Raw genomic sequence first — 22274 nt, 5'->3', positions numbered from 1 at the left:
AGTGGCCCCCCGTCTGTGTTCAAGATCACAGCGTGTATAGGCCATCCAAGATTTGTCCGTATTTGGCGGTAATTATCCGGCGACGTAATTTCAAGGAGGGCGTCAGTTCACCCGATTCCGGACCCCATTCCTCACTCAGCAGCGAAAACTTCTTGACCTGTTCAGTTCGGTTCAGGCGTGAATTCGCCGCCGCGACGGCCCGCTCGACCTCCGCCCGTACCTCCGGATGCCCGGCCAGTTCCCGCAGCGTCCCCTCGATGCCGCGCCGCCCCGCAGCCAGAGGAAGCCGTCCTCATCGACCCGGCCGAGGTCTCCCGTCGCGAACCAGCCATCTGCGTCGGTCGCCGGCTCCACCGATCCGTCGGCCCGCAGATACCCCTCGCACACCGTCCGGCCGCGGACCTCGATCTCCCCGTCGTCGGCCGTACGCACCTGGACGCCGTCGATCGGACGGCCGACCGAGCCCAGCCGGAACACGCCGAGGCCGTTCGCCGTACTCCTCCGCCAGCGCATCGCCGGGGCGCTCGCCCCGCTCCCGGCAGTCGACAGACGCCCGGGCCACTCCCCCGCCACCGCTGCCCGCCGCTCCTCGGGGAGCAGCGCGAGGGCGGCCCGCACCGACGCCGCCAGCTTCTCCCACACCCGCGGCACCCCGAAGAACTCCGCCGGACGCAGCTCGCGCGCGGTCCGGGCGACCGCCGACGGATCCGCGCACAGGTAGACGTGCCCGGCCCGGAAGACCGGCAGATAGATGCCCAGCATCCGCTCGGCGATATGCGCGAAGGGGAGGTAGCAGAGGTGCTCGGCGTGATCGGGCAGCTCCACCACCGCGTCCAGGGCCACCGCGTTGAGCAGCACACTGCGCCGGCTGACCAGTACGCCCTTGGGGTCACCGGTGGTGCCGGAGGTGTAGACGACGGTCAGGGGGTCGCCCGCCCGCACCTGCCGCCACCCCTCCTCGAACGCCTCGGGGTCGTACCGCTCGGCGCCCCGCCGGGCCAGCGCCGCGAAGGTCTCGTACCGGCCGTCACCGGCGGCCTCCCCCGGCTCGACGACCACCAGCCGCCGCAACCGGGCGGTGCCTGATCTGCGGACCGCACCGCGGCGCCGACTGCGGACGCGGCGCGGTCGGGAAGGTTCCAGAAGGTTTCACAAGAGTGGTGAGACAGCAATACTGTTGAACATGATGGAGTCCGCCACCGGTCTGACCGTCGACGAACTGGCCGCCCGTGCCGGGGTGACGGTCCGCACGATCCGCTTCTACAGCACCCGCGGTCTGCTGCCGCCGCCGGAGCTCGGTCCGCGCCGGGTCGGCCGCTACGGCCCCGACCACCTCTCACGACTCGCGCTCATCGAGGAGCTCCAGCACCAGGGCCTGACGCTCTCGGCCATCGAACGCTATCTTGCGCAGCTGCCGCCCGATCTGAGCGCCCAGGACCTGGCCATCCACCGTGCGCTGGTGGCCAGTTGGGTTCCGGACAAGGCCGAGGACGCCACCCGGGAGCAGCTGGAGCGCCGGGTCGGCCGGCAGCTGACCGAGGAGGACCTGGACCGGCTGGCGGCGATGAGCGTGCTCGTACGGACCGAGGACCCGCGGGTCTTCCGGGTCGACCCCGGTCTGCTGCACCTGGGCACCCGGCTGCTGGACGTGCCGATCGCGCTGGAGACCATCCTCGCGGCGCGCACCGTGGTCATCGAGCACACCCGCTCGGCGGCCCGCGAGCTGAGCCGGCTGTTCAAGGACGAGGTATGGGAGCCGTACCGGGACGGCGGGCCGGACGAGGAGGAGATGGCGCGGATGAAGTCGCTCTCCGCCCATATGCAGCCGATGGTGGTGCAGGCACTGGTCACCGCCTTCCAGCGGTCGATGAAACAGGAGCTGCGGGAGTGGTTCGGCAAGGAGGGCGAGGCCGGCCGCCGGGACAGCGGCCCGCAGACCCCGCCGGAGTGACGGGGCGGGCCGCGGCGGCCCGCCCCGTGACCCGTCAGTCGCTGAACTTCTCGCCCTTCTCGGCCTTCGCGACCAGCAGCGCCGACGGCGCGAACCGGTCGCCGTAGGCCGCCTGCAGCTCGCGGGCGCGGGCGACGAATCCGGGCAGGCCGACGAGTTCCTCCCGCCCTGACCCACCCTGGTATCCGTTGATGTACTGGATCACGCCGCCGGTCCAGCCCGGGAAGCCGATGCCGAAGATGGAGCCGATGTTGGCGTCGGCGACGGAGGTGAGCACGCCCTCCTCGAAGCAGCGGACGGTGTCCAGCGCCTCGGCGAAGAGCATCCGCTCCTGCATGTCGACGAACGGGATACCGGCCCCCTCCACGGCGAAGTGCTCGCGCAGTCCGGGCCACAGACCCGCACGCCGGCCGTCCTCGCCGTACTCGTAGAAGCCGGCGCCGCCGCTGCGTCCGGGGCGCCCGAACTCGTCGACCATCCGGTCGATGACCTCGTCGGCCGGGTGCGGCCGCCAGGTGCCGCCGGACTCCTCGACCGCCCGCCGGGTCTCCTCGCGGATCTTCCGCGGCAGGGTGAGGGTCAGCTCGTCCATCAGGGACAGCACCTTGGCCGGATAGCCGGCCTGGGCGGCGGCCTGCTCGACGGACGCCGGGTCGAGGCCCTCGCCGATCATCGCCACGCCCTCGTTGATGAAGTGGCCGATCACGCGGGAGGTGAAGAAACCGCGCGAGTCGTTGACCACGATCGGGGTCTTCTTGATCTGGCGGACCAGGTCGAAGGCGCGGGCCAGCGCCTCGTCGCCGGTCCGCTCCCCCTTGATGATCTCCACCAGCGGCATCTTGTCGACCGGCGAGAAGAAGTGCAGCCCGATGAAGTCCCGGTCGCGCTCGACGCCCTCGGCCAGCAGCGTGATGGGCAGCGTGGAGGTGTTGGAGCACAGCAGCGCGTCGGGCGCGACGATGTGCTGGATCTCCTTGAACACCTTGTGCTTGAGGCCGATGTCCTCGAAGACCGCCTCGATGACGGCGTCGCAGCCCGCGAGGTCGGCCGGCTCCGCGGTGGGCGTGATGCGCGCCAGCAGCTCGTCGCGCTGCTGCTCGGTCGTACGGCCCCGGGAGAGCGCCTTGGCGAGCAGCCCCTCCGCATACGCCTTGCCCTTCTCGGCCGCCTCCAGGGAGACGTCCTTGAGGACGACCTGCATCCCGGCCCTGGCGCAGGAGTACGCGATGCCCGCACCCATCATGCCGGCGCCGAGGACCGCGACCTTCTCCACCTTGCGGGGCTCGATGTCCTTGGGCCGGTTGGCACCCGAGTTGACGGCCTGCAGGTCGAAGAAGAACGCCTGGATCATGTTCTTGGAGATCTGGCCGGTGACCAGCTCGACGAAGTACCGCGCCTCAATGGTCTGCGCGGTCTCGAAGTCGACCTGGGAACCCTCCACGGCCGCGGCGAGGATGTTGCGCGGGGCGGGGTACGGCGCACCGTTGAGCTGCTTCTTGAGGTTGGCGGGGAACGCCGGGAGGTTGGCCGCGAACTTCGGCTGGGCGGGCGTGCCCCCGGGGATGCGGTAGCCCTTGACGTCCCAGGGCTGCTGGGACTCGGGGTGCTCCTCGACGAAGGCGCGGGCCTTGGCGAGCAGCTCCTCGGGGGTGGCCGCGACCTCGTGGATCAGCCCGGCTTCCTTGGCGCGGGTGGCGTTGTACTGCGTGCCCTGCAGCAGCACCTTCAGCAGCGCGTCGGCGATGCCGAGCAGCCGGACCGTGCGGGTGACGCCGCCGCCGGCCGGCAGCAGGCCGAGGGTGACCTCGGGCAGGCCGATCTTGGTGCCGGGGGTGTCGAGGGCGACGCGGTGGTGGCAGGCGAGCGCGATCTCGTAACCGCCGCCCAGCGCCGCGCCGTTGATGGCGGCGACGACGGGCTTGCCGAGGGTCTCGATACGGCGCAGATCGCGCTTGATGCCGTTGCCCGCCTCGAAGGCCTGCTGCGCCTGGGCGGGCGTGACCGCGATCAGATCGCGCAGGTCGCCGCCGGCGAAGAAGGTCTTCTTGGCGGACGTGAAGATGATGCCGCGGATGCTGTCCTTCTCGGCCTCCAGGCGGTCGGCGACCGCGGTGAGGGAGGCCTTGAAGGCGTTGTTCATGGTGTTGGCGGACTGGTCGGGGTCGTCCAGGACCAGCGTGACGATGCCGGTCTCGTCCTGTTCCCAGCGGATGGTCGACAAAGCGGCGGATTCACTCATGGTGCGTACTCCGTAGTGGGGTGGGACGAGGGGTCAGAGGCGCTCGATGACGGTGGCGACGCCCATGCCGCCGCCTACGCAGAGGGTGGCCAGGCCGTAGCGCTTGTCCTGCCGCTCCAGCTCGTCGATCAGGGTGCCCAGGATCATCGCGCCGGTGGCGCCGAGGGGGTGGCCCAGGGCGATGGCGCCGCCGTTGACGTTGACCTTGTCCAGGCTCAGGCCCATGTCCTTGACGAAGCGCAGCACCACGGCGGCAAAGGCCTCGTTGATCTCGACCAGGTCGATGTCGTCGATGGTCAGGCCGGCCTTGGCCAGGGCCTTGCGGCTGGCGGGCGCGGGGCCGGTGAGCATGATCGTCGGTTCGGAGCCGGAGACCGCGGCGGAGATGATGCGGGCCCGGGGAGTCAGGCCGTAGCGCTCGCCGACCTCCTTGGAGCCGATGGCGACGAGGGCCGCGCCGTCCACGATGCCGGAGGAGTTGCCGGCGTGGTGGACATGGTCGATCTTCTCGACCCAGTGGTACTTCTGCAGGGCGACGGCGTCGAAGCCGCCGGCGTCGCCGATGGCGGCGAAGGACGGCTTGAGGCCGGCGAGCGAGTCGGCGGTGGTGCCGGGGCGCATGTACTCGTCGTGGTCGAGGACGACCAGGCCGTTGCGGTCGCGCACCGGGACGACGGAGCGCTCGAAGCGGCCGTCCTTCCAGGCCTCGGCGGCGCGCTCCTGCGACAGCGCGGCGAACTCGTCGACATCGCGCCGGCGGTAGCCCTCGATGGTGGCGATGAGGTCGGCGCTGATGCCCTGGGGGACGAAGCCGGTGTCGAAGTTGGTCATCGGGTCGGCGAACCAGGCGCCGCCGTCGGAGGCCATCGGGACCCGCGACATGGACTCCACGCCGCCGGCCAGGACCAGGTCCTCCCAGCCCGAACGCACCTTGGCCGCGGCCATGTTGACGGCCTCCAGACCGGAGGCACAGAAGCGGTTCTCCTGGACGCCGGCGACGGTGTCGGGCAGTCCGGCGGCGATCGCGGCGATCCGGGCGATGTCGGAGCCCTGGTCGCCGACCGGTCCGACGACGCCGAGCACGATGTCGTCGATGGCGGCCGGGTCGAGCCCGGGGAAGCGGCGGCGGACTTCGTGGATCAGGCCGACGACCAGGTCGATCGGCTTGGTGCCGTGCAGTGCGCCATTGGCCTTGCCGCGGCCGCGCGGGGTGCGGATCGCGTCGTAAACGTACGCTTCGGTACTCACTGGGTAAGCGCCTTTCGAGAGGACACAGCGGGAGGACACAGCAGGAGGGGTCAGCCGAGCAGGGAGCGACCGATGATCTCCTTCATGATCTCGGTCGTCCCGCCGTAGATGGTCTGGATGCGGCCGTCGGTGAAGGCCTTGGCCACGCGGTACTCGGTCATATAGCCGTATCCGCCGTGGAGTTGGAGACAGCGGTCGGCAACGCGCTTTTGGAGTTCGGTGGCCCACCACTTGGCCATGGAGGCGTGCACGGCGTCGAGCGTGCCGTCCGAGTGATCGGCGATGCAGCGGTCCAGGAAGGTGCGGGTGACGGCGCACTCCGTGGCCATCTCGGCGATTTCGAAGCGGATGTGCTGGAGCTTGGCCAGCGGCCGCCCGAAGGCCTCGCGTTCCTTGACGTACTGCGTGGTGATCTCCAGCAGATGCTCGGCGCCGGCGATCCCGGCGACGGCTATGCCCATGCGCTCCTGCGCGAGGTTGGTCATCAGATGGATGAACGCGCCGTTCAGGTCACCGAGGAGGTTCTCCTTGGGAACCCGTACGTCGTGGAAGAACAGCTCGGCGGTGTCCTGGGACTTCTGGCCGATCTTGTCGAGGTTGCGGCCGCGCTCGAAGCCGTCCATACCGCGCTCGACGACGAGCAGCGACAGCCCGTGCGCACCGCCCTCCGGTGTGGTCTTGGCGACGACGATGACGAGGTCGGCGAGGATGCCGTTGGAGATGAAGGTCTTGGAGCCGTTCAGCAGCCAGTGGTCGCCCCGGTCCTCGGCGGTGGTGCGGATGCCCTGCAGGTCGGAGCCGGCGCCGGGCTCGGTCATGGCGATGGCGGTGATGATCTCGCCGCTGCAGAAGCCGGGCAGCCAGCGGCGCTTCTGCTCGTCGGTGGCGAGCGAGGTCAGATAGGGGCCGATGATGTCGTTGTGCAGCCCCACCGCGAGCCCGGCGGCTCCGGCGCGGGTGAACTCCTCGGCGAGGACGGCGCTGTAGCGGAAGTCGGCGTTGCCCCCGCCGCCGTACTCCTCGGGCACCGCCAGGCCCAGCAGTCCCTGCCGGCCGGCCGCGCGCCAGGCATCGCGGCTGACGATGCCGTCCTTCTCCCACTGCTCGTAGTGCGGCGTCACCTCCTTGGCGAGGAAGGTGCGCACGGTCTCGCGGAAGGCCTCATGGTCGGCGGTGAAGAGCCGGCGCTTCATCTGGGCGTTCATCTCTGCGGGCCCTCCTCAGAGCCAGTTCTTGACGGTTTCGATCAGCTTGGCGGGCCGGGGTCCCACCGGGTGGACGTCGAGCATCGTCACGCCCGCGTCCCGGTACGCCGCGATCCGCTCGCGGACGTACCCCTCGGGCCCGCACAGCGACAGCTGCTCGCACAGGGCGTCCGGGACGGCCGCTTCGGCCTCCCGCTTCTTGCCGGTGAGGTAGAGCTCCTGGATCCGGTCGGCGGCCTGCCCGTAGCCGTAGGCGACGGCCAGGTCGTGGTAGAAGTTCCTCCCCTCGGCACCCATGCCGCCGACGTAGAGCGCGACGGCCGGGCGGGCGAGGTCACGGGCCGCGGCGGCGTCCTCGCCGATCGCCAGCAGACCGCCGGCCACGGTCTGCAGCGGGCCGAGCGCCGGATCGCGCCGGGCGGCGCCCTCGGCGAGCGGGGCGCCCCATACCTCGCCCGCCTTCTCCGGGATGAAGAGCGCGGGCAGCCAGCCGTCGGCGACCTCGGCGGTCAGCCGGACGTCGGCCGGTCCGAGCGCGGCGACGTACACCGGGATGCCGGGCCGCACCGGCCGGGTGAGGATCTTGAGGGACTTGCCGAGCCGGCCGCCCTTCTCCGGGGGCAGCGGCATATCGGTGATGCCGTGGTGGTCGACGACCTCGCGGCGCCAGATGCGGCGGCACAGCTCGATGGTCTCGCGGGTGCGGCCGAGCGGCTGGTCGTACGGCCTGCCGTGCCAGCCCTCGACGACCTGCGGGCCCGAGGCGCCGAGACCGAGCAGTGCCCGGCCGCCGGAGAGGGCGTCGAGCCCGGCGGCGGTCTGGGCGATCAGGGCGGGGGTGCGGGAGTAGACGTTCAGGATCGCCGAGCCGATCTTGGCGTGCCGGGTGCGGGCGGCCAGGAAGCCCATGATCGTGGGCGAGTCGAAGCCGTAGGCCTCGGCGACCCAGATGGCGTCGAGGCCGGCCGGTTCGAGGGCCGCGACCGCTTCGGCGGCCTGACGCGGATCGCCCGCGTACTGCAGCGTGGTGGACAGCTCCATCAGCCGGCGGTGTCCTTCTGCTCGGTGCGGGCCGGGCGGGCGGCCGGGGTGCCGGCGCGGTCGGCCGCCGGCGGGGCGAGGAGGCCGGGGGCCTGCCAGTCGCGGGCGATCTCCTCGGTGTCCGCGCCGGGCCGAGCGGGCGGTCTGCGTACCGCGCCCGGAGTGCGCGAGAAGCGGGGCGCGGGCGCGGGCTGGGTGATCCCGCCGTGGTCGACGAAGGTGCCGCGGGCGGCGAGGTGCGGGTGCTGCGGGGCCTCGCGCAGCGAGAGCACGGGCGCCACGCAGGCGTCGGACTCCTGGAAGACCTCGGTCCACTCCTGCCGCGTACGGGTCTTGAAGCGGGCGGCGATGGCGGTGCGCAGCTCGCCCCAGGCGGCGAGGTCGTCCCGGCCGGGCGCCTCCCGCTCGATCCCCAGCAGCCGGATGAACTCGCCGTAGAACCGCTGCTCCAGAGCGCCGACCGCCATATAGCCGCCGTCGGCGGTCTCGTAGGCGCCGTAGAAGGGCGTCCCGCCGTCCAGGAGGTTCGCGCCGCGCCGGTCCTGCCAGCCGCCGGCCGCCAGCATGCCGTGGATCATCGCCGTCAGATGGGCCGTGCCGTCGACGATCGCGGCGTCCACGACCTGGCCCTTTCCGCCATCGGAGCGGGCGTGCTGAAGGGCGGCGAGGACGCCGATGACGAGGTAGAGCGATCCGCCGGCGTAGTCGCCGAGGAGGTTGGCCGGAATGGCGGGCGGGCCGTCCGGCGAGCCGATCATGCCGAGGGCACCGGTGATGGCGATATAGCCGATGTCGTGTCCCGCGGTGTCGGCCAGCGGGCCCTGCTGTCCCCAGCCGGTCATCCGTCCGTAGACCAACCGGGGGTTGCGCGCGAGGCACTCCTGCGGACCCACGCCGAGCCGCTCGGCCACACCGGGGCGGTACCCCTCCACCAGCACATCGGCGCGCTCGGCCAGCTCCAGTACCTGCGCCACCCCTTCGGGCGTCTTCAGGTCCACCAGCACCGACCGCTTGTTGCGGTTGGTGACGTCGTACGCCGGATCGATGCTCAGCCCCGCGCCTCCCGGCCGGTCGACGCGGACGACGTCGGCGCCGAGGTCGGCCAGCAGCATGGCCGCGAACGGGCCGGGGCCGATGCCCGCGAGTTCGACCACCCGCACCCCGCTCAGCGGGCCGTTGTCCGGCTCTGTCATCGCGCCCCATGCCCTTCCGCACTGTGACACTTCTGATGTAACACTCGCGATGTTAAGAACGTGTTCCACTTTCCACAAGCCCCCGCACCAAGTGGTACGCGCCAAAAAAGGCCCGTGGCGGCGATGCTCAACTGCCATCGCCGCCACGGGCCTTTGCGCGCCTGCTGCCGCTGCGCCGCTATCCCCCGTCGAGCCCGGCGATGATCTTCGCCGGGGCTATGCCGCGCAGGGGCTCCATCGCCTTGTCACAGAGCATCCCGGCGAGCCCGCGCCGGAGGCCGAGCCCGAGTCCGAGCGCGCGCTCCCGCACAGCCGCCGGATCCGCCGCCTTCGCCATGCGCTCCTCCACGTCCGATCCCCCGTACGGCACCGCGCCTGTCGCGCGCGGGCCGACCAACGCATCCCACGCTAACGGCGAGCACTGACAACGGCCCGCGCAGCGCCGGACGCCCGGCCGACGGAGCGACGAACGGCGTCACGCCGAGTCCGGCGACACCTCCCCGGCGGCGGAGCCGGCCGGCGCCCCCGGCGCGACGGCCTTCGCCTCGCCGGCCTCCGGCACGAGGTGGTCGTCGGGCGCCTGACGGTCCACCAGCCTCCCGAGGCGCTGGGGGACGTTGCCGCCCACCAGGAGGATGACGACGAGCGTCAGCCCGAAGGTGAGCACGGCAAGCGCCCGCCCCAGGGGCATGCCCTCGGCCAGATGGGCGCCCAGCACGGGGGCGACCGCACCGCCGAGGGCCCCGACGTTGTAGACGAAGCCCAGCGACGCGGCGCGGCGCGCGGTCGGGAAGTGGCCGGCGAGGTACTTCGGCAGGATGCCGGAAATGCCCTGGCTGAGCGCGAGCAGCACGAACAGCAGCGCGCCGAGCGCCGGCAGGCTGTCGTGCACCGCGAAGACCGGGAAGACGAAGACGAGCGAGGCCAGCAGCGTGCCCGCGTAGGCGCGCCGGGTACCGAACCGGTCGCCGACGAAGCCGGCCAGCCAACAGCCCGCCATGGTGCCGAAGCCGGCGTAGAACATCACGTCGGTGACCTGGGCGGGGGTGTACCCGAGGCCGGTCTTGAGGTACGTGGGCAGCAGGGCCTGGATGGGCCAGCTGTAGAGGAAGGCGCAGAACACCGTCGCCATCAGGGACACGTACAGCAGCCACCCCCGGCGGCCGCCGAGCTGCGCGGCGAAGACGATCAGGCAGAGCGCCGCGACGCCCGCCAGCCAGGGCACACTCCCCGCCCCGATGGGGGTGAAGACGCAGAACAGCGCGATCGAGGCACCCGCCGCGAGGGCGGCGTTGGCCCACGCTCGGATGCGGCCGGTGAACAACGGCCGGAACGGATTCGGACGCCCCTGCTCCGAGGGTCCCGTGGTGGCACCGATCTCCCTCTTCCAGTCCCCGGCCTCCGGCAGCGACCGGCGCACCCACAGGGCGACGAGGACGGGCAGCACCCCGATCCAGAACATCCAGCGCCAGCCCCAGTGGGGAACCACCCACTTGTACAGCTCGGCCGCGAGGACGGTACCGCCCGCATAGCCGGAGATCAGGAACCCGGAAGCGCGGTTGCGCCATCGGGTGGGCCAGCTCTCCAGCACGTAGGTCACACTGGCGCTGTACTCCCCCGCCATGCCCAGGCCGATCACCAGCCGGGCGACGAACAGGCTGGTGTACCCCCAGGCGAACCCGCAGGCGAAGGTGCCGAGCGAGTAGAGCAGGATGCTGGCGATCATGGCGGTCTTGCGGCCGTGGCGGTCGCCCAGCGCACCCAGGACGGCACCGCCCAGCCATCGGGTGATGAAGGCGCCCGAGATCAGCGAGGCGGCGGTGGCGGTGCTCAAGTGGAAGTCGTCGGCGATCTCGGTCAGCACGAGGGTGATCAGCACGAAGTCGAAACCGTCGAGGAGGTAGCCGATCCAGGCGCCGGCCATCGCCTTCCACTGCCGTGGGGTGACCTCGCGGTACCAGCTCCGTGCCCTGTCCGGGGTCTCCATGGGGCGCTTGCTCACGGCAACCCGGCCTCCTCCAGCAGTGGGCGGGCGGTTCGGTGCGCGTCGGCGTCGAGGGCGACCCGGCCACTGCCGGATCGGGACATGGGACGTCCCATGTCATCGGTGCTCACGGCGAATCTGGCCCGCCCCCGACGCCCTGTCAAGACCGCACACCGGCCCCGGCCCGCCGCAGGAGCACCAAGGCGGCGGATGGGGCCAATGGGGGCTATTGGACCGATCGTTGACGCGTCGACGGCAACTGCCTAGGGTCCCGGACACCAGTTCAACAGGGCGGTCGAGAGGATGCGGGATGCGACGGCAGGACACCTCCGGACGGGCGTATGACCTCGTTCTGTACGGGGCGACCGGTTTCACCGGCACACTCACCGCCGTGTATCTGGCCGAGCACGCCCCCAAGGACTGCCGCTGGGCGCTGGCCGGACGCAACCTCGCCAAACTGGAGCAACTGCGCGACCGGCTGGCGGAGATCGACCCGGCCTGCGCCGAGCTGCCCCTGCTGCGGGCCGACAGCGGCGACCCGGGCGCCCTGCGCGCCCTCGCCGCCGACACCCGGGTGCTGGCCACCACGGTGGGGCCGTATCTGCTTCACGGTGAACCGCTGGTCGCCGCCTGCGCGGCCGCCGGCACCGACTATCTCGACCTGTGCGGAGAGCCCGAGTTCGTCGACCGGATGTACGTCCGGCACGATGCGGCGGCCCGCGCGTCGGGCGCCCGTCTCGTCCACGCCAGCGGGTTCGACTCCGTTCCGCACGACCTGGGGGTGCACTACACGGTGGGGCTGCTCCCCGAGGGCGTCCCGCTGCGCATCGACGGCTTCGTACGCACCAACGCCACGTTCTCCGGCGGCACACTGTCCTCCTCGCTGACCGCCGTGTCGCGCCCGGTCGCGATGGCGCGGGCCGCCCGCGCCAGGCGGCGGGTCGAGCCGCGACCGGCCGGACGTGCGGTCCGGGCGCCGTTCGGGGCACCGGTCAAGAGCGCCGAGACGGGCACCTGGGGTGTGCCGTTGCCGACCCTCGACCCGCAGGTCGTCGCCCGCTCCGCCGCCGCGCTGGACCGTTACGGGCCCGACTTCCGCTACCGCCACTACGCCGGCGTGCGACGGCTGCCGATCGCCGTCGGCGGGGCGCTGGGGATGGGCGCCCTGTGCGCGCTCGCGCAGCTGCCGCCCGCCCGGCGCTGGCTGTCGGGCCGTCTGGAGCCGGGCGACGGTCCCGGCCCGGAGCGCCGGGCGCGCAGCTGGTTCACGGTGCGCTTCGTCGCCTCCGGCGGCGGCGAGCGCGTGATCACCGAGGTGTCGGGCGGTGACCCCGGCTACGACGAGACGGCGAAGATGCTCGCCGAATCGGCGCTGAGCCTGGCCTTCGACGATCTCCCGGAGACCGCGGGCCAGGTGACGACCGCGGTGGCCATGGGGGACGCGCTGACGACCCGCCTCCAGAAGGCGGGCCTCACCTTCCGCGTGGTCCAGGAGCGGTAACTCGACGCCCGGGCCCGGCGATGCCGTCGTCAGGCGCCGGCCAGCGCCTTGCGGCACAACGAGTCGGCGGCCCGGGTCGTCTCCGGGAGCCGGTAGGCCGCCGCCAGCCGGAGCGTGTGCGCGCAGGCCCGGTCGAGGTCGAAGCGGTGCCCCACGGAGACGAAGACCGGTTTGACGCCCTTTTGGGTGCGCAGGGCACGTCCGACCTCCTCGTCGCCGTCCATGAGCGGGGAGGTCGTGCCGCGCTCGGGCCCCGGAGGCTCGTACCGGAAGGTGAAGGGATTCTTCGCCACCCCGATCGTGGGCAGCCCGGTCAGTACGCCCAAGTGGCTGGCGAGCCCGAAGCGGCGCGGGTGCGCCAGCCCGTATCCGTCGCACACCACGAGGTCGGGGACACGGGCGAGGCGGGCGAGGGCGTCGAGCACGGTCGGGATCTCGCGGAACGCCAGCAGTCCCGGGACGTACGGGAAGGAGATCTGCCCGACGGCGGTGGCCTCGTCGACGACGGCGCGGGTACGGGCGTCCAGCGCGACGGCGGCCGCGGCGACCACGTCGCGCTCGTCGTCATAGGCGACGTCCACCCCGACCACGGTGCCCTCGAAGCCCGGCTCCGGCCCGGACTCATCGAGCCGTACGTGGGACCGCAACCGGTCCTGGACCGCGCGCGCCTGAGCTTCGTCGGTCGGCCAGTGCCGCAGTTCCTCGTCGCAGGAGATCGTTCGGGAAGTGTCCATGGTGTTCACCACGCTACCGAACCGGCGATCGAACGATGATCGAACCGATGCCCTGTCAGTGGCGCTCGGTACGGTGATGAATGTGTCCGACGCTCTCCACGAACTCGATGCCACCGACCTCGCCGTCCGGTTACGCCGTCGCGAGCTCTCCGCCCGGGAGGTGGTACAGGCTCATCTGGACCGCATCGCCCAGGTCAACCCGGCCGTCAACGCCATCGTCACCCTCGACCCCGAGGGCGCACTCGCCGCCGCGGCACAGGCCGACGAGCGCCTCGCCCGGGGCGCCGCCGTTCCGCCCCTGCACGGTCTGCCGATCGCGTTCAAGGACACCCATCTCACCCGCGGCATGCGCACCACCTTCGGCTCGCCGCTCTTCGCCGACCACATCCCCGACGAGGACGACCTGGTGGTCGACCGGCTGCAGCGGGCCGGCGCCATCCGCCTCGGCAAGACCAACGTCCCCGAATTCGCCGCCGGTTCGCACACCTTCAACCCGGTCTTCGGCACCACCCGCAATCCGTACGACACCACGCGCTCGGCGGGCGGCAGCAGTGGCGGCGGCGCCGCGGCGCTCGCGACCGGGATGCAGCCGCTCGCCGACGGCAGCGACATGGGCGGCTCGCTGCGCAACCCCGCGTCCTTCTGCAATGTGGTCGGTCTGCGGCCGACACCGGGCCGCGTGCCACCGCACCCGGGCGGCAACCTCTGGGACACCCTTGCCGTCCCCGGCCCCATGGGGCGGACCGTCGCCGACACCGCGCTGCTGCTGTCGGCGATGGCCGGCCCGGATCCACGCTGCCCCATCAGCCTGGAGACACCCGGCGACGCCTTCCGGGTACCGCTCGACCGCGATCTGCGCGGACTGCGCGTGGCATGGGCACCCGACCTCGGCGGACACGCCCCGGCCGATCCGGACGTTCTCGCCGCTCTGGAGCCCGCGCTCAGCGTCCTGGAGGAGCTCGGCTGCCATGTCGAGGCGGCCTGCCCGGACCTCACCGGAGCCGACGAGGCCTTCCGTACGCTGCGGGCGCACAGCTTCGACCTGGCGCTCGGCGATCTGCTCGACTCCGACCGGCAGGCTCTCAAGCCCAGCCTCGTCTGGAACATCGAGCAGGGCCGCCGTCTGACCGCGGCCGATCTCAAGGCCGCCACCGCGACCCGCGGCCGGCTGTACCTCGACGTGCTCGACTTCTTCTCCCGGTACGACCTCCTGCTGGCCCCGGTCAGCCAGGTCACGCCGTTCGACGCGGAGCTGGAGTATCCGAGGGAGGTCGCGGGCCGCCCCACGCACACGTATCTGGACTGGATGCGGTCCGCCTACCTGATCACCGTCCTCGGTGTGCCCGCCCTCTCGGTCCCCGCGGGGTTCACCCCGGGTGGTCTGCCGGTGGGGCTGCAGTTCGTCGGTGCGCCGCGCGCCGATCTCGCCCTCCTCCAGGCCGGCCATGCCTACGAGCAGGCGACACGACACGGGCGGCGCCGCCCCGAACCGCCCATATCCTGATCCGCCGCGCGCCCCCGTCCGCTCCCGAGCGGCCCGCGAGCCTCCGGTCGCCTGCCGTCACACACGTTCTGGCCTGCGTCTTCTCAGTCGGGAGGGGGCGCAGCCGGCGAGCGGGGCCTGCTCTATATTGCAGCCATGTTCGTATTGGAACTGACCTACACCGCGCCCCTCGAACGCGTCGACGCCGCCCTTGCCGAGCATGTGGAGTGGCTGCGGAAGGAGTACGCCGCGGGGCATTTCATCGCGGCCGGCCGCAAGGTCCCGCGTGACGGGGGCGTGATCCTGGCCGCCGGGATGGACCGGGCGGCCGTGGAGCGGATCGTGGCCGAGGACCCGTTCACCCTTGCCGGGGTGTGCGAGTACCGGATCACCGAGTTCGTGGCGACGACGACCGCACCGGCACTGGAGACGTACCGCGAGCAGCTGCCTTCCTAGGCGCCTCGCTCCGCACAACCCGCGGGACCCGTTGGGCTGAGCGGGCCGGGGCTCACCTCGCGGGGCTCGGGCGCAACGGGCCACCGTCCCCCGTTGCGCCAGTAGCCTTGGATCTCCTCCAGTTGGCGCCCCTTGGTCTCGGGCGCCGTGGCGGAGGCGAAGACCAGAGCGGCGAGGGCGAGAGCGGCGAGGCCCGCGAACGTCCGGGCCGCGCCGGCCCAGGCCATCAGCGACGGGAAGAACTGGGCGATCAGGAGGTTGGCGACCAGGTCGGCGGTGAGCATCACCGACGCCCCGGTGGAGCGCAGTTGGGCGGGGAACGCCTCGCTCGCATAGACCCAGATCAGCGATCCGAAGCCGAAGTTGAAGGCCGCGGTGAACAGCAGGATGGCGCCGAAGCCGATCCAGGTCGTGGCACCGCTCAGCTCCCCCGTCCCGAAGACCGCGGTCAGCACCGCGAGCATCATGACCATCGTGCCGATACCGCACAGCAGCACCACGCGGCGGCCGAGCCGGTCGATGACGAGGATGGCGAGAACCGTCGCGGCCAGTGAGGCGAGCTGCACGAAGGACGGCAGCAGGAAGTTCTGGCCGTCACCCGTGAAGCCCATCTCCTCGAAGATCTGCGGGCTGTAGTAGGTCACGGCGTTGATGCCGGTGATCTGGCAGAAGAAGCCGAGGCCGACGACGAAGAACGCCGCTCGGGCGTACGGCTTGCGCAGCAGCGAGCGCGCCGATCCACCGCTCTCCTCGGCGAGCGCGGCACTCACGGCCGCGACCTCCGCGCGCGGGTCGACGTCCGGATCGGTCATCGCCATGACCTCGACGGCTCGCTCCGTGCGCCCCTTGAGGACGTACCAGCGCGGGGTGTCCGGCAGCCGGAGCAGCGGGATCAGGACGAGCGCCGCGGGGAGCGCGGAGAGGCCGAGCATCCAGCGCCAATGGCCGCCGCCGGACAGGCCCCAGTTGACGAAGTACGTGATGACGATGCCGGCGACCGTGGCCACCTGATAGGCGGCGACGGAGGCGCCCCGGATCCGTGCCGGGGTCGATTCGGCGACATAGAGCGGGGCGGCGACGATCGAGATGCCGATGGCGACGCCCAGCAGGAACCGGACGAGGTCCAGCACGACGACGTTGGGCGCGAGGGCGGAGAGGGCGACGAACACGGCGTAGGAGCCCGCGACGATCAGCATCGCGGCCTTGCGGCCCAGGGCGTCCGCGAGCTTGCCGCCGATCAGCGCGCCCACGATGGAGCCGCACACCAGGATGCTGTTGACCAGGCCCTTCTCGACCTCGGTGAGGTGGAAGTCCCTGCTCAGGAACACCAGGGCACCGGAGATGCTGCCGGTGTCGTAGCCGTAGACGACGCCGACGAAGGCGCCGGTGAGCGCGAACAGTCTGCCGGTGCGGCGGGCGGCCCGGGACGAGGGTGGCGGGGGCGTCGCGGAGAGCGTGGCAATGGACATGCGAGGTCCTTTGTACGGCGGAGCGGTCTACTGCACGACCGACCGATCTGCGTGAGCGCATGAGTGCGTGACTGCTTGATTGATCTTGCGAATATCCAGCCTCTTTCACGCAGCTGTCAACAGCTAGCTTCTACCCCGCCACGCACCCTCCATCTCCGCATCCACCGCATGCACACCGGCACAACACCCCTACATCGCCCGCGACCAGCATCGACCCTCCACCCCTCCCCCTGACGCATCCACCCATACGAGGGATGGATCGCGCGCAGGATTCTGCGTACAGTCGATTGCAACGAAGCTAAAAGTTGCAGCTTCACGCAGCACGACAAGTATCGCGGTACAGGACGATCCAGATCCTTTTCAGGCATCACGGGAGGGTGGCCATGAACGAGACCTCGTACATGGAGCAGGAGCTGCACAGTCAGCCGGAGACCTGGCGGGAGGCGGCGCGGATCGGAGCGGCGGTCGGCACGCTGCCCGCCGCCGGGCAGCGGGTCGCCGTGATCGGTTGCGGCACTTCCTGGTTCATGGCGCAGTCGTACGCGGCACTGCGCGAGGGTGCCGGGCTGGGCGTGACGGACCCCTTCGCGGCCTCCGAGGCATTCCTCGGCAGCGACCGCGGCTATGACGCGGTGGTGGCCATCACCCGCTCGGGCACCACGACCGAAGTGCTGCGCGTACTCGACGCGGTCAAGGGCCGCATCCCGACGGTGACGATCATCGGCGACCCCGAGACGCCGGCGACGGCGATCTCCGACGAGACGGTCGCGCTGCCCTTCGCCGACGAGAAGTCGGTGGTACAGACCCGCTTCGCGACGACGGCGCTCACACTGCTGCGCGCGCACCTGGGTGAGGACGTCTCACAGGCGGTGACCGACGCCCGGGAAGCATTGGCCGCGCCGTTGGACAAGGAGTGGGTGGATGCCGAGCAGTTCTCGTTCCTCGGCACCGGCTGGACCTTCGGCCTCGCCAATGAGGCGGCGCTCAAGATGCGGGAGGCGTCGCAGAGTTGGACGGAGTCCTACCCCGCGATGGAGTACCGCCACGGTCCGATCGCGATAGCCGCCCCCGGTCGGGTGACCTGGCTCTTCGGCCGGGCACCGGAAGGGCTGGAGGCCGATGTGGAGCGGACCGGTGCGCGCTTTGTGTGCCATGCCCGCGATCCGTTGGCCGATCTGGTGCTGGTACAGCGGGTTGCGCTGGAACGGGCCCGCGCCCGTGGCCTGGACCCGGACAACCCGCGCAGCCTGACCCGTTCGGTGATGCTCGAGGCGCCGGCCGCCTCCTAGCCACCGCCTCCGCCCCGCACGCCAATCCACCCCGCACGCAAGGGAGTCAGCGCGCCATGCCCCTCGTTCCCACCTCATCCATCGTCGACGCCGCGCGTGAGGCCCGGGTCGGCGCGGCGGCCTTCAACGTCATCCATCTGGAAACCGCCGAGGCGCTGGTCACCGCCGCCGAGCGCACCGGCATCCCGCTGATCCTGCAGATCAGCGAGAACTGCATCCGCTACCACGGCAGTCTGCTGCCGATCACCCGCGCCACCCTCGCCCTCGCCGAGGACTCCGGTGCCCCGATCGCGGTACACCTCGACCACATCACCGATGCGGACCTGGTCCGCCAAGGCATCAGGGCCGGAGTGGGGTCGGTCATGGTGGACGCCTCCGCGCTCCCGTACGAGGAGAACGTCGCCACGACTGCCGAACTCACCGCCTGGTGTCACGAGCGCGGCGCCTATGTCGAGGCGGAGCTCGGCGAGGTCGGCGGCAAGGACGGCGTGCACGCACCGGGGGTGCGTACGAACCCGGACGAGGCCCTGGCCTTCGTCCGTGCCACCGGTGTGGATGCCCTCGCGGTGGCCGTCGGCTCGTCGCATGCCATGCACGAGCGCACGGCCGTGCTCGACAAGGAGCTCATCGGGGCGCTGCACGCCACCCTGCCGGTGCCGTTGGTGCTCCACGGCTCTTCCGGGGTGCCGGACGAGGAGCTGCGCCGCGCCATCGCCGCCGGAATGACGAAGATCAATATCTCCACTCATCTGGTCTCCGTCTTCACCCGCTCGATACGCCAGACGCTGGGCGCGGATCCGTCGCTGGTCGACTCCCGGAAGTATGTGAAGCCGGCCCGCGAGGCAGTGGCCGAGGAGGCCGCGAGGCTGCTGGGCGTGCTCGGCACTCCGGCGACGGTTCCGGTCCAGTACGCGGCGCAGTCACCGGCTCGGGGGTGAGCCGGCGGGCGCTGCCCACACCTGCAGCGAGGAGAAGGAGGTGGAGGACGGGGCGCCCACCGGGCGTCACGGAGGCCGCGGGAGACGAATTAGGCTCGCGCTATGAAGCGCCATGAACGGATGAACGCACTGCTCGAGCTGCTCGGGGACCGGGGCCGAGTAGACGTCGAGGAGGCGGCGACCGCCCTGGAGGTCTCGGCCGCCACGATGCGGCGCGACATGGATGCCCTCGCCGAGCAGCAGCTGCTGACCCGCACTCGGGGCGGGGCGGTGCTCAGCTCGGTGGCGTACGACCTGCCGATCCGCTACAAGCACGCTCACCGGTCGGAGGAGAAGGAGGCGGTGGCGAAGGCCGCGGCGAAGCTGGTCGAGCGGGGGGATGTGGTCGGTCTGAGCGGTGGCACGACGACTACGGCGATCGCCCGGGTGCTGGCCACTCGCCCGGACTTCGCCGAGGCGGGACCGCAGCCGCATCTGACCATCGTCACCAACTCCCTCAACATCGCCAACGAGCTGGCCGTGCGGCCGCAGATCAAGATCGTGCTCACGGGCGGGGTGGCGCACTCGCGGTCGTTCGAACTCGTCGGCCCATTCAGCGAGTTGGTACTGCAGCAGATCTCGATCGACATCGCGTTCATCGGGGCGAACGGGATGGACCCGCTGATGGGGGCCACGGTGCACGATGAGGCGGAGGCCCGGGTCAACCGCCTCATGGCCGAACGCGCCCGGCGTGCCATCGTCGTCGCGGACTCGTCGAAGATCGGCGAGCGCTGCTTCGCCCGGGTCGGCGATGCGGATGTCTTCGACACCTTCATCACGGACGGCGGCGCCAAGGAGGCAACCCGACGCGAGTTCGCCGACCGGGGACTGAAAGTGGTGACGGCACGCCCGTCTGCCGGCGAGTGAGGCTCCGGTCCGCCTCGGTCCACCGTTCACGGGAGCAGGCACATGCGGTCCCGCTCGCTATGATGCGGCACGGTTTTCCAGCCTCAGGGGGATACGTGTCGACTCGTATGTTGGCCGCGCTTGCCGTTGGCTCGCTCGTACTGGTTGCGGGATGTTCGGGCGGCGGCGGTGATGCCAAGAGCGACGCGCCGACCACCGGCGCGGAGTCGTCGCCTACCGCCTCGCAGCCCAGGTACACCAAGTTCGCCGACTTCCCGGGCAAGGACTTCGTGACGACCGAGCCGGGGTTGCGGCTTGGTGTGCGGGTGAAGCCTGTGGACACCAGCTGGACGCCCCAGTTGGTAGGTAAGCCGGCTGACGCCGGAAAGCACTATGTCGCCGTCTACGTCGCGGTGACCGGCGAGCTTCCCGATCGCGGGGTGGAGAACGTCAAGCTCCAATATCTTCGGCTGAAGTTCAAGTCGACGGAGCGGCCGTGCGAATTCGGGGAGAGCGGCTACTGCTACACCGAGGCGTTCCCCAGTAGCGGGCTCGCCGCGCTTGATGATGTCCAGCAGGACGCAAGCGGCAAGTGGCGCAACTACAGCTGGAGCGAAACGCTCCTCGGGAGCAACGTCGAGCAAGGCGCGACCAAGATCGGCGTGGTCGGGTTCAGTCTGCCGGACACGGAGAAGGCCACGTCGTTCGAGCTGTGCGGCCCCACGAAGGAAGCCCAGGTGGACACCGACGAATTCCCCTGTGTCCCGATCAAGACTCCCAGGCGGAGCTAGGCCGTCTCTTCCGGATCTTGCCGGTTGAGCCCGTGGCGTCTGGCGCGGTGCAGCTCGGCTTCCGGAGGTCGCATGAAGAGCCGAGGCGGAGCGAAGCGGAGCGCAAGGCGGAGGGTCGCCCGCGTACGGGACGTACTCGGGCGACCCGACAACGATGGGGTCCCCCGCGCCGTTCAGGCGTGAGGGAGAGGTGCCGTGTTAGACGCCACGGGTCAGGCAAGAGCCGGAAGAGACGGCCTAGGGATCCAGCGGTCGAGGCAGGCGGCCCGCCGCCCCCGATGACGCGTCGCAGGCAGATGGGCCCGCTGGTCGACCGGTTCCCGGGCCGGGGTCCCTGTTTGCGGGCCCCGGCTTCGTGCGTCGAGGCCTGGTCTGCCGGGTGCACGGAGGAAACGGATGAGACCGGCACGGCGCGTGGGTGGGTTCCGGCGGCGAGCAGTGGGCGCAGCCCTTCCAGGGTGGCGGTGACGTCGAGGTAGCCGGATGGGCGAGTGGCCGTGGCGACACCCCGGCAGAAGCCGATCGGGCAGCTGGCTGTTTGCCCCGCTTTAGCGCATTTCGCTACCGTCCTGCCCGGTATCAAAAAGGTCGCTCTTGTGTCGCACTTGTGTCCCCACGTGGCACCGGAGGCTGATTTCGTCGCGTGAGTGTGGACAATGGGGAATGAACGTGCGAAGCCGATACGGGTTTCGCAGGGGGAGTCTGAGTCTGAGTTTCTCTCGGGGGAGATGACGTGCGGAAGTTTCTGGCCATAGCGCTGGCAGCAGTGGCATGCAGCGCCTCACTGACACTGACCACCGCCGCGGAAGCGGCAGCCGCCGACCAGCCGCCACGGTGCGTCAAGGTGCGGAAGTACTTCGACAAGGGTGGACAACGGTACGTACGCCTGGCGAATCTGTGCGCGGTGCGCACCGCGTGCTTCACCGTCGTCATCCCCCACCACAAGGATCCGCGGGGCCGCCTCTCCGGAGGCGAGACGAAGAGCGTCCGCTACGGCAGGACGGCAATGACACCGCGGGCGCTGTACGTGAAGAACGTCTCGTGCTGAACGGCCTGGCCGTCAGGCGGCGGCCGCGCCCGCGGGCCTGAGAGCGCGCCGCCGGCCGGTCGGGCCGTTCCGCGCCCGACCGGCTGGTCATTCGCGTACGGCGATGCCGTCCAGCACCATCGACAGGTACTGGCGGGCGATCTCCTCGGGGCTGTGCAGACCGCCCGGCCGGTACCAGCTCGCCGCGACCCAGACGGTGTCCCGCACGAAGCGGTAGGTGAGGCGGACGTCGAGGTCGGCCCGGAAGACTCCGTCGGCCACACCCCGCTCCAGCGTGCCCAGCCAGGCCTTCTCGAATTTCTGCTGGGAGTCGGCGAGGTAGCCGAAGCGGGGCTGACCGGCGAGGTGCTTGGCCTCCTTCTGGTAGATCGCGACGGCCGCGCGGTGCCGGTCGATCTCCCGGAAGGACTCGGTGACCAGCGCCTCGATCGTCTCCCGCGGCCCGAGCCGCGCGGCGAGCACCGCGTCATAGCCGTCCCACAGCTCGTCCAGGAACGTGGACAGGATCTCGTCCAGCATCGATTCCTTGGAATCGAAGTGGTAATAGAGGCTGCCCGCGAGCATCCCGGCCTCGTCCGCGATCCGGCGGACGGTCGTGGCGTTGTAGCCCTGTGCGGCGAAGACCTCGGCCGCGGTGTCGAGCAGTTCGCGGCGGCGCTCCGGGGATGCGTTCGCGGTGGTCGTCTTCTTCTTGGCGGCTGGCACCCGCACATTGTCGCTCTCGGCCGTGCGATGTCTGCTCCGGGGAGGGCGCCGGCGGGCGCGTCGGACGCCCCCTCCCCGACCCCCATAGACTCTTTACGAGTAAAACACCTGCTA

19 protein-coding genes and 1 pseudogene are annotated in these 22274 nt (G+C 70.9%); 9 read left to right on the top strand and 11 right to left on the bottom strand.

The window, feature by feature from the left end; all coding sequences use genetic code 11:
• Positions 1 to 25: 25 nt before the first annotated feature.
• A pseudogene (locus WAB15_RS33500) lies at positions 26 to 1071 on the bottom strand (AMP-binding protein); the annotation flags it as partial.
• 112 nt (positions 1072 to 1183) lie between these two features.
• Here WAB15_RS33500 and WAB15_RS33495 point away from each other — a divergent pair.
• A complete protein-coding gene (locus tag WAB15_RS33495; RefSeq protein WP_393490185.1) occupies positions 1184 to 1951 on the top strand; it encodes a MerR family transcriptional regulator in 768 nt (255 codons plus the stop codon).
• A gap of 34 nt (positions 1952 to 1985) precedes the next feature.
• Here WAB15_RS33495 and WAB15_RS33490 read toward each other — a convergent pair whose 3' ends face one another.
• The 7 genes from WAB15_RS33490 to WAB15_RS33460 form a co-directional block, all read right to left on the bottom strand.
• Positions 1986 to 4190, bottom strand: a complete 2205-nt coding sequence (locus WAB15_RS33490) for a 3-hydroxyacyl-CoA dehydrogenase NAD-binding domain-containing protein (RefSeq protein WP_407288534.1) — start codon at positions 4188 to 4190, stop codon at positions 1986 to 1988.
• Positions 4191 to 4223: 33 nt separating this feature from the next.
• A complete protein-coding gene (locus WAB15_RS33485; RefSeq protein ID WP_399150231.1) occupies positions 4224 to 5438 on the bottom strand; it encodes an acetyl-CoA C-acetyltransferase in 1215 nt (404 codons plus the stop codon).
• Positions 5439 to 5488: 50 nt separating this feature from the next.
• On the bottom strand, positions 5489 to 6631 hold the full coding sequence (locus WAB15_RS33480) for an acyl-CoA dehydrogenase family protein (RefSeq protein ID WP_399150277.1): 1143 nt from the start codon (positions 6629 to 6631) through the stop codon (positions 5489 to 5491).
• Between the two features lie 27 nt (positions 6632 to 6658).
• Positions 6659 to 7684, bottom strand: a complete 1026-nt coding sequence (locus WAB15_RS33475; protein WP_407288533.1) for an LLM class F420-dependent oxidoreductase — start codon at positions 7682 to 7684, stop codon at positions 6659 to 6661.
• Positions 7684 to 8877, bottom strand: coding sequence for a CaiB/BaiF CoA transferase family protein (locus WAB15_RS33470; RefSeq protein ID WP_407288532.1), 1194 nt, complete (start codon positions 8875 to 8877; stop codon positions 7684 to 7686). Before WAB15_RS33470 ends, WAB15_RS33475 begins: the two co-directional genes overlap by 1 nt.
• 178 nt (positions 8878 to 9055) lie before the next feature.
• The gene (locus WAB15_RS33465) at positions 9056 to 9226 is read right to left on the bottom strand and encodes a hypothetical protein (protein ID WP_399150234.1); all 171 of its coding nucleotides are present in this window, start codon (positions 9224 to 9226) and stop codon (positions 9056 to 9058) included.
• Between the two features lie 126 nt (positions 9227 to 9352).
• Positions 9353 to 10864, bottom strand: coding sequence for a sialate:H+ symport family MFS transporter (locus WAB15_RS33460; RefSeq protein ID WP_399150278.1), 1512 nt, complete (start codon positions 10862 to 10864; stop codon positions 9353 to 9355).
• A 307-nt stretch (positions 10865 to 11171) separates the two neighbouring features.
• Here WAB15_RS33460 and WAB15_RS33455 point away from each other — a divergent pair, with 307 nt between their 5' ends.
• Positions 11172 to 12362 (top strand): saccharopine dehydrogenase family protein, encoded by a 1191-nt coding sequence (locus tag WAB15_RS33455; RefSeq protein ID WP_399150235.1) that lies wholly within the window; start codon positions 11172 to 11174, stop codon positions 12360 to 12362.
• Positions 12363 to 12391: 29 nt separating this feature from the next.
• On the opposite strand, the gene WAB15_RS33450 is transcribed toward WAB15_RS33455, so the two are convergent.
• On the bottom strand, positions 12392 to 13096 hold the full coding sequence (locus WAB15_RS33450; RefSeq protein ID WP_407288531.1) for an endonuclease V: 705 nt from the start codon (positions 13094 to 13096) through the stop codon (positions 12392 to 12394).
• Between the two features lie 76 nt (positions 13097 to 13172).
• Between WAB15_RS33450 and WAB15_RS33445 the strand changes: the two genes are divergently transcribed.
• Both WAB15_RS33445 and WAB15_RS33440 read left to right on the top strand, forming a co-directional pair.
• Complete coding sequence (locus WAB15_RS33445) at positions 13173 to 14600, top strand: amidase (protein ID WP_407288530.1); 1428 nt, start codon at positions 13173 to 13175, stop codon at positions 14598 to 14600.
• Positions 14601 to 14735: 135 nt separating this feature from the next.
• Positions 14736 to 15035, top strand: coding sequence for a YciI family protein (locus WAB15_RS33440; RefSeq protein WP_399150238.1), 300 nt, complete (start codon positions 14736 to 14738; stop codon positions 15033 to 15035).
• Here WAB15_RS33440 and WAB15_RS33435 read toward each other — a convergent pair.
• Positions 15032 to 16504, bottom strand: a complete 1473-nt coding sequence (locus tag WAB15_RS33435) for a sugar porter family MFS transporter (protein ID WP_407288529.1) — start codon at positions 16502 to 16504, stop codon at positions 15032 to 15034. The two genes, WAB15_RS33440 and WAB15_RS33435, sit on opposite strands and share 4 nt — an antisense overlap.
• Positions 16505 to 16887: 383 nt before the next feature.
• On the opposite strand from WAB15_RS33435, the gene WAB15_RS33430 reads away from it, so the two are divergent.
• The 5 genes from WAB15_RS33430 (at position 16888) to WAB15_RS33410 (ending at position 21455) form a co-directional block, all read left to right on the top strand.
• Positions 16888 to 17793, top strand: coding sequence for an SIS domain-containing protein (locus WAB15_RS33430; protein ID WP_407288528.1), 906 nt, complete (start codon positions 16888 to 16890; stop codon positions 17791 to 17793).
• Positions 17794 to 17849: 56 nt separating this feature from the next.
• On the top strand, positions 17850 to 18731 hold the full coding sequence (locus WAB15_RS33425; protein WP_407288527.1) for a ketose-bisphosphate aldolase: 882 nt from the start codon (positions 17850 to 17852) through the stop codon (positions 18729 to 18731).
• A gap of 102 nt (positions 18732 to 18833) precedes the next feature.
• Positions 18834 to 19637, top strand: coding sequence for a DeoR/GlpR family DNA-binding transcription regulator (locus tag WAB15_RS33420; RefSeq protein ID WP_399150242.1), 804 nt, complete (start codon positions 18834 to 18836; stop codon positions 19635 to 19637).
• Positions 19638 to 19732: 95 nt separating this feature from the next.
• A complete protein-coding gene (locus WAB15_RS33415; protein ID WP_407288526.1) occupies positions 19733 to 20407 on the top strand; it encodes a hypothetical protein in 675 nt (224 codons plus the stop codon).
• Positions 20408 to 21140: 733 nt separating this feature from the next.
• Complete coding sequence (locus tag WAB15_RS33410) at positions 21141 to 21455, top strand: hypothetical protein (RefSeq protein ID WP_399150244.1); 315 nt, start codon at positions 21141 to 21143, stop codon at positions 21453 to 21455.
• 87 nt (positions 21456 to 21542) lie between these two features.
• Here WAB15_RS33410 and WAB15_RS33405 read toward each other — a convergent pair whose 3' ends face one another.
• On the bottom strand, positions 21543 to 22160 hold the full coding sequence (locus tag WAB15_RS33405) for a TetR/AcrR family transcriptional regulator (protein WP_399150245.1): 618 nt from the start codon (positions 22158 to 22160) through the stop codon (positions 21543 to 21545).
• Between the last annotated feature and the right edge of the window lie 114 nt (positions 22161 to 22274).

Origin of the sequence: Streptomyces sirii (assembly GCF_045690365.1) — a bacterium.
GTDB lineage: Bacteria > Actinomycetota > Actinomycetes > Streptomycetales > Streptomycetaceae > Streptomyces > Streptomyces sirii.
This window is presented reverse-complemented; position numbering and strand designations above follow the sequence as displayed.

Bases quoted from the DNA above. Each gene is read 5' to 3' on its own strand.
- WAB15_RS33425 (WP_407288527.1), top strand. From the start codon at position 17,850: ATGCCCCTCGTTCCCACCTCATCCATCGTCGACGCCGCGCGTGAGGCC.
- WAB15_RS33480 (WP_399150277.1), bottom strand. From the start codon at position 6,631: ATGAAGCGCCGGCTCTTCACCGCCGACCATGAGGCCTTCCGCGAGACC.
- WAB15_RS33470 (WP_407288532.1), bottom strand. From the start codon at position 8,877: ATGACAGAGCCGGACAACGGCCCGCTGAGCGGGGTGCGGGTGGTCGAA.
- WAB15_RS33455 (WP_399150235.1), top strand. From the start codon at position 11,172: ATGCGACGGCAGGACACCTCCGGACGGGCGTATGACCTCGTTCTGTAC.
- WAB15_RS33450 (WP_407288531.1), bottom strand. From the start codon at position 13,096: ATGGACACTTCCCGAACGATCTCCTGCGACGAGGAACTGCGGCACTGG.
- WAB15_RS33475 (WP_407288533.1), bottom strand. From the start codon at position 7,684: ATGGAGCTGTCCACCACGCTGCAGTACGCGGGCGATCCGCGTCAGGCC.
- WAB15_RS33490 (WP_407288534.1), bottom strand. From the start codon at position 4,190: ATGAGTGAATCCGCCGCTTTGTCGACCATCCGCTGGGAACAGGACGAG.
- WAB15_RS33440 (WP_399150238.1), top strand. From the start codon at position 14,736: ATGTTCGTATTGGAACTGACCTACACCGCGCCCCTCGAACGCGTCGAC.
- WAB15_RS33430 (WP_407288528.1), top strand. From the start codon at position 16,888: ATGAACGAGACCTCGTACATGGAGCAGGAGCTGCACAGTCAGCCGGAG.
- WAB15_RS33435 (WP_407288529.1), bottom strand. From the start codon at position 16,504: ATGTCCATTGCCACGCTCTCCGCGACGCCCCCGCCACCCTCGTCCCGG.
- WAB15_RS33460 (WP_399150278.1), bottom strand. From the start codon at position 10,864: ATGGAGACCCCGGACAGGGCACGGAGCTGGTACCGCGAGGTCACCCCA.
- WAB15_RS33445 (WP_407288530.1), top strand. From the start codon at position 13,173: ATGAATGTGTCCGACGCTCTCCACGAACTCGATGCCACCGACCTCGCC.
- WAB15_RS33420 (WP_399150242.1), top strand. From the start codon at position 18,834: ATGAAGCGCCATGAACGGATGAACGCACTGCTCGAGCTGCTCGGGGAC.
- WAB15_RS33495 (WP_393490185.1), top strand. From the start codon at position 1,184: ATGATGGAGTCCGCCACCGGTCTGACCGTCGACGAACTGGCCGCCCGT.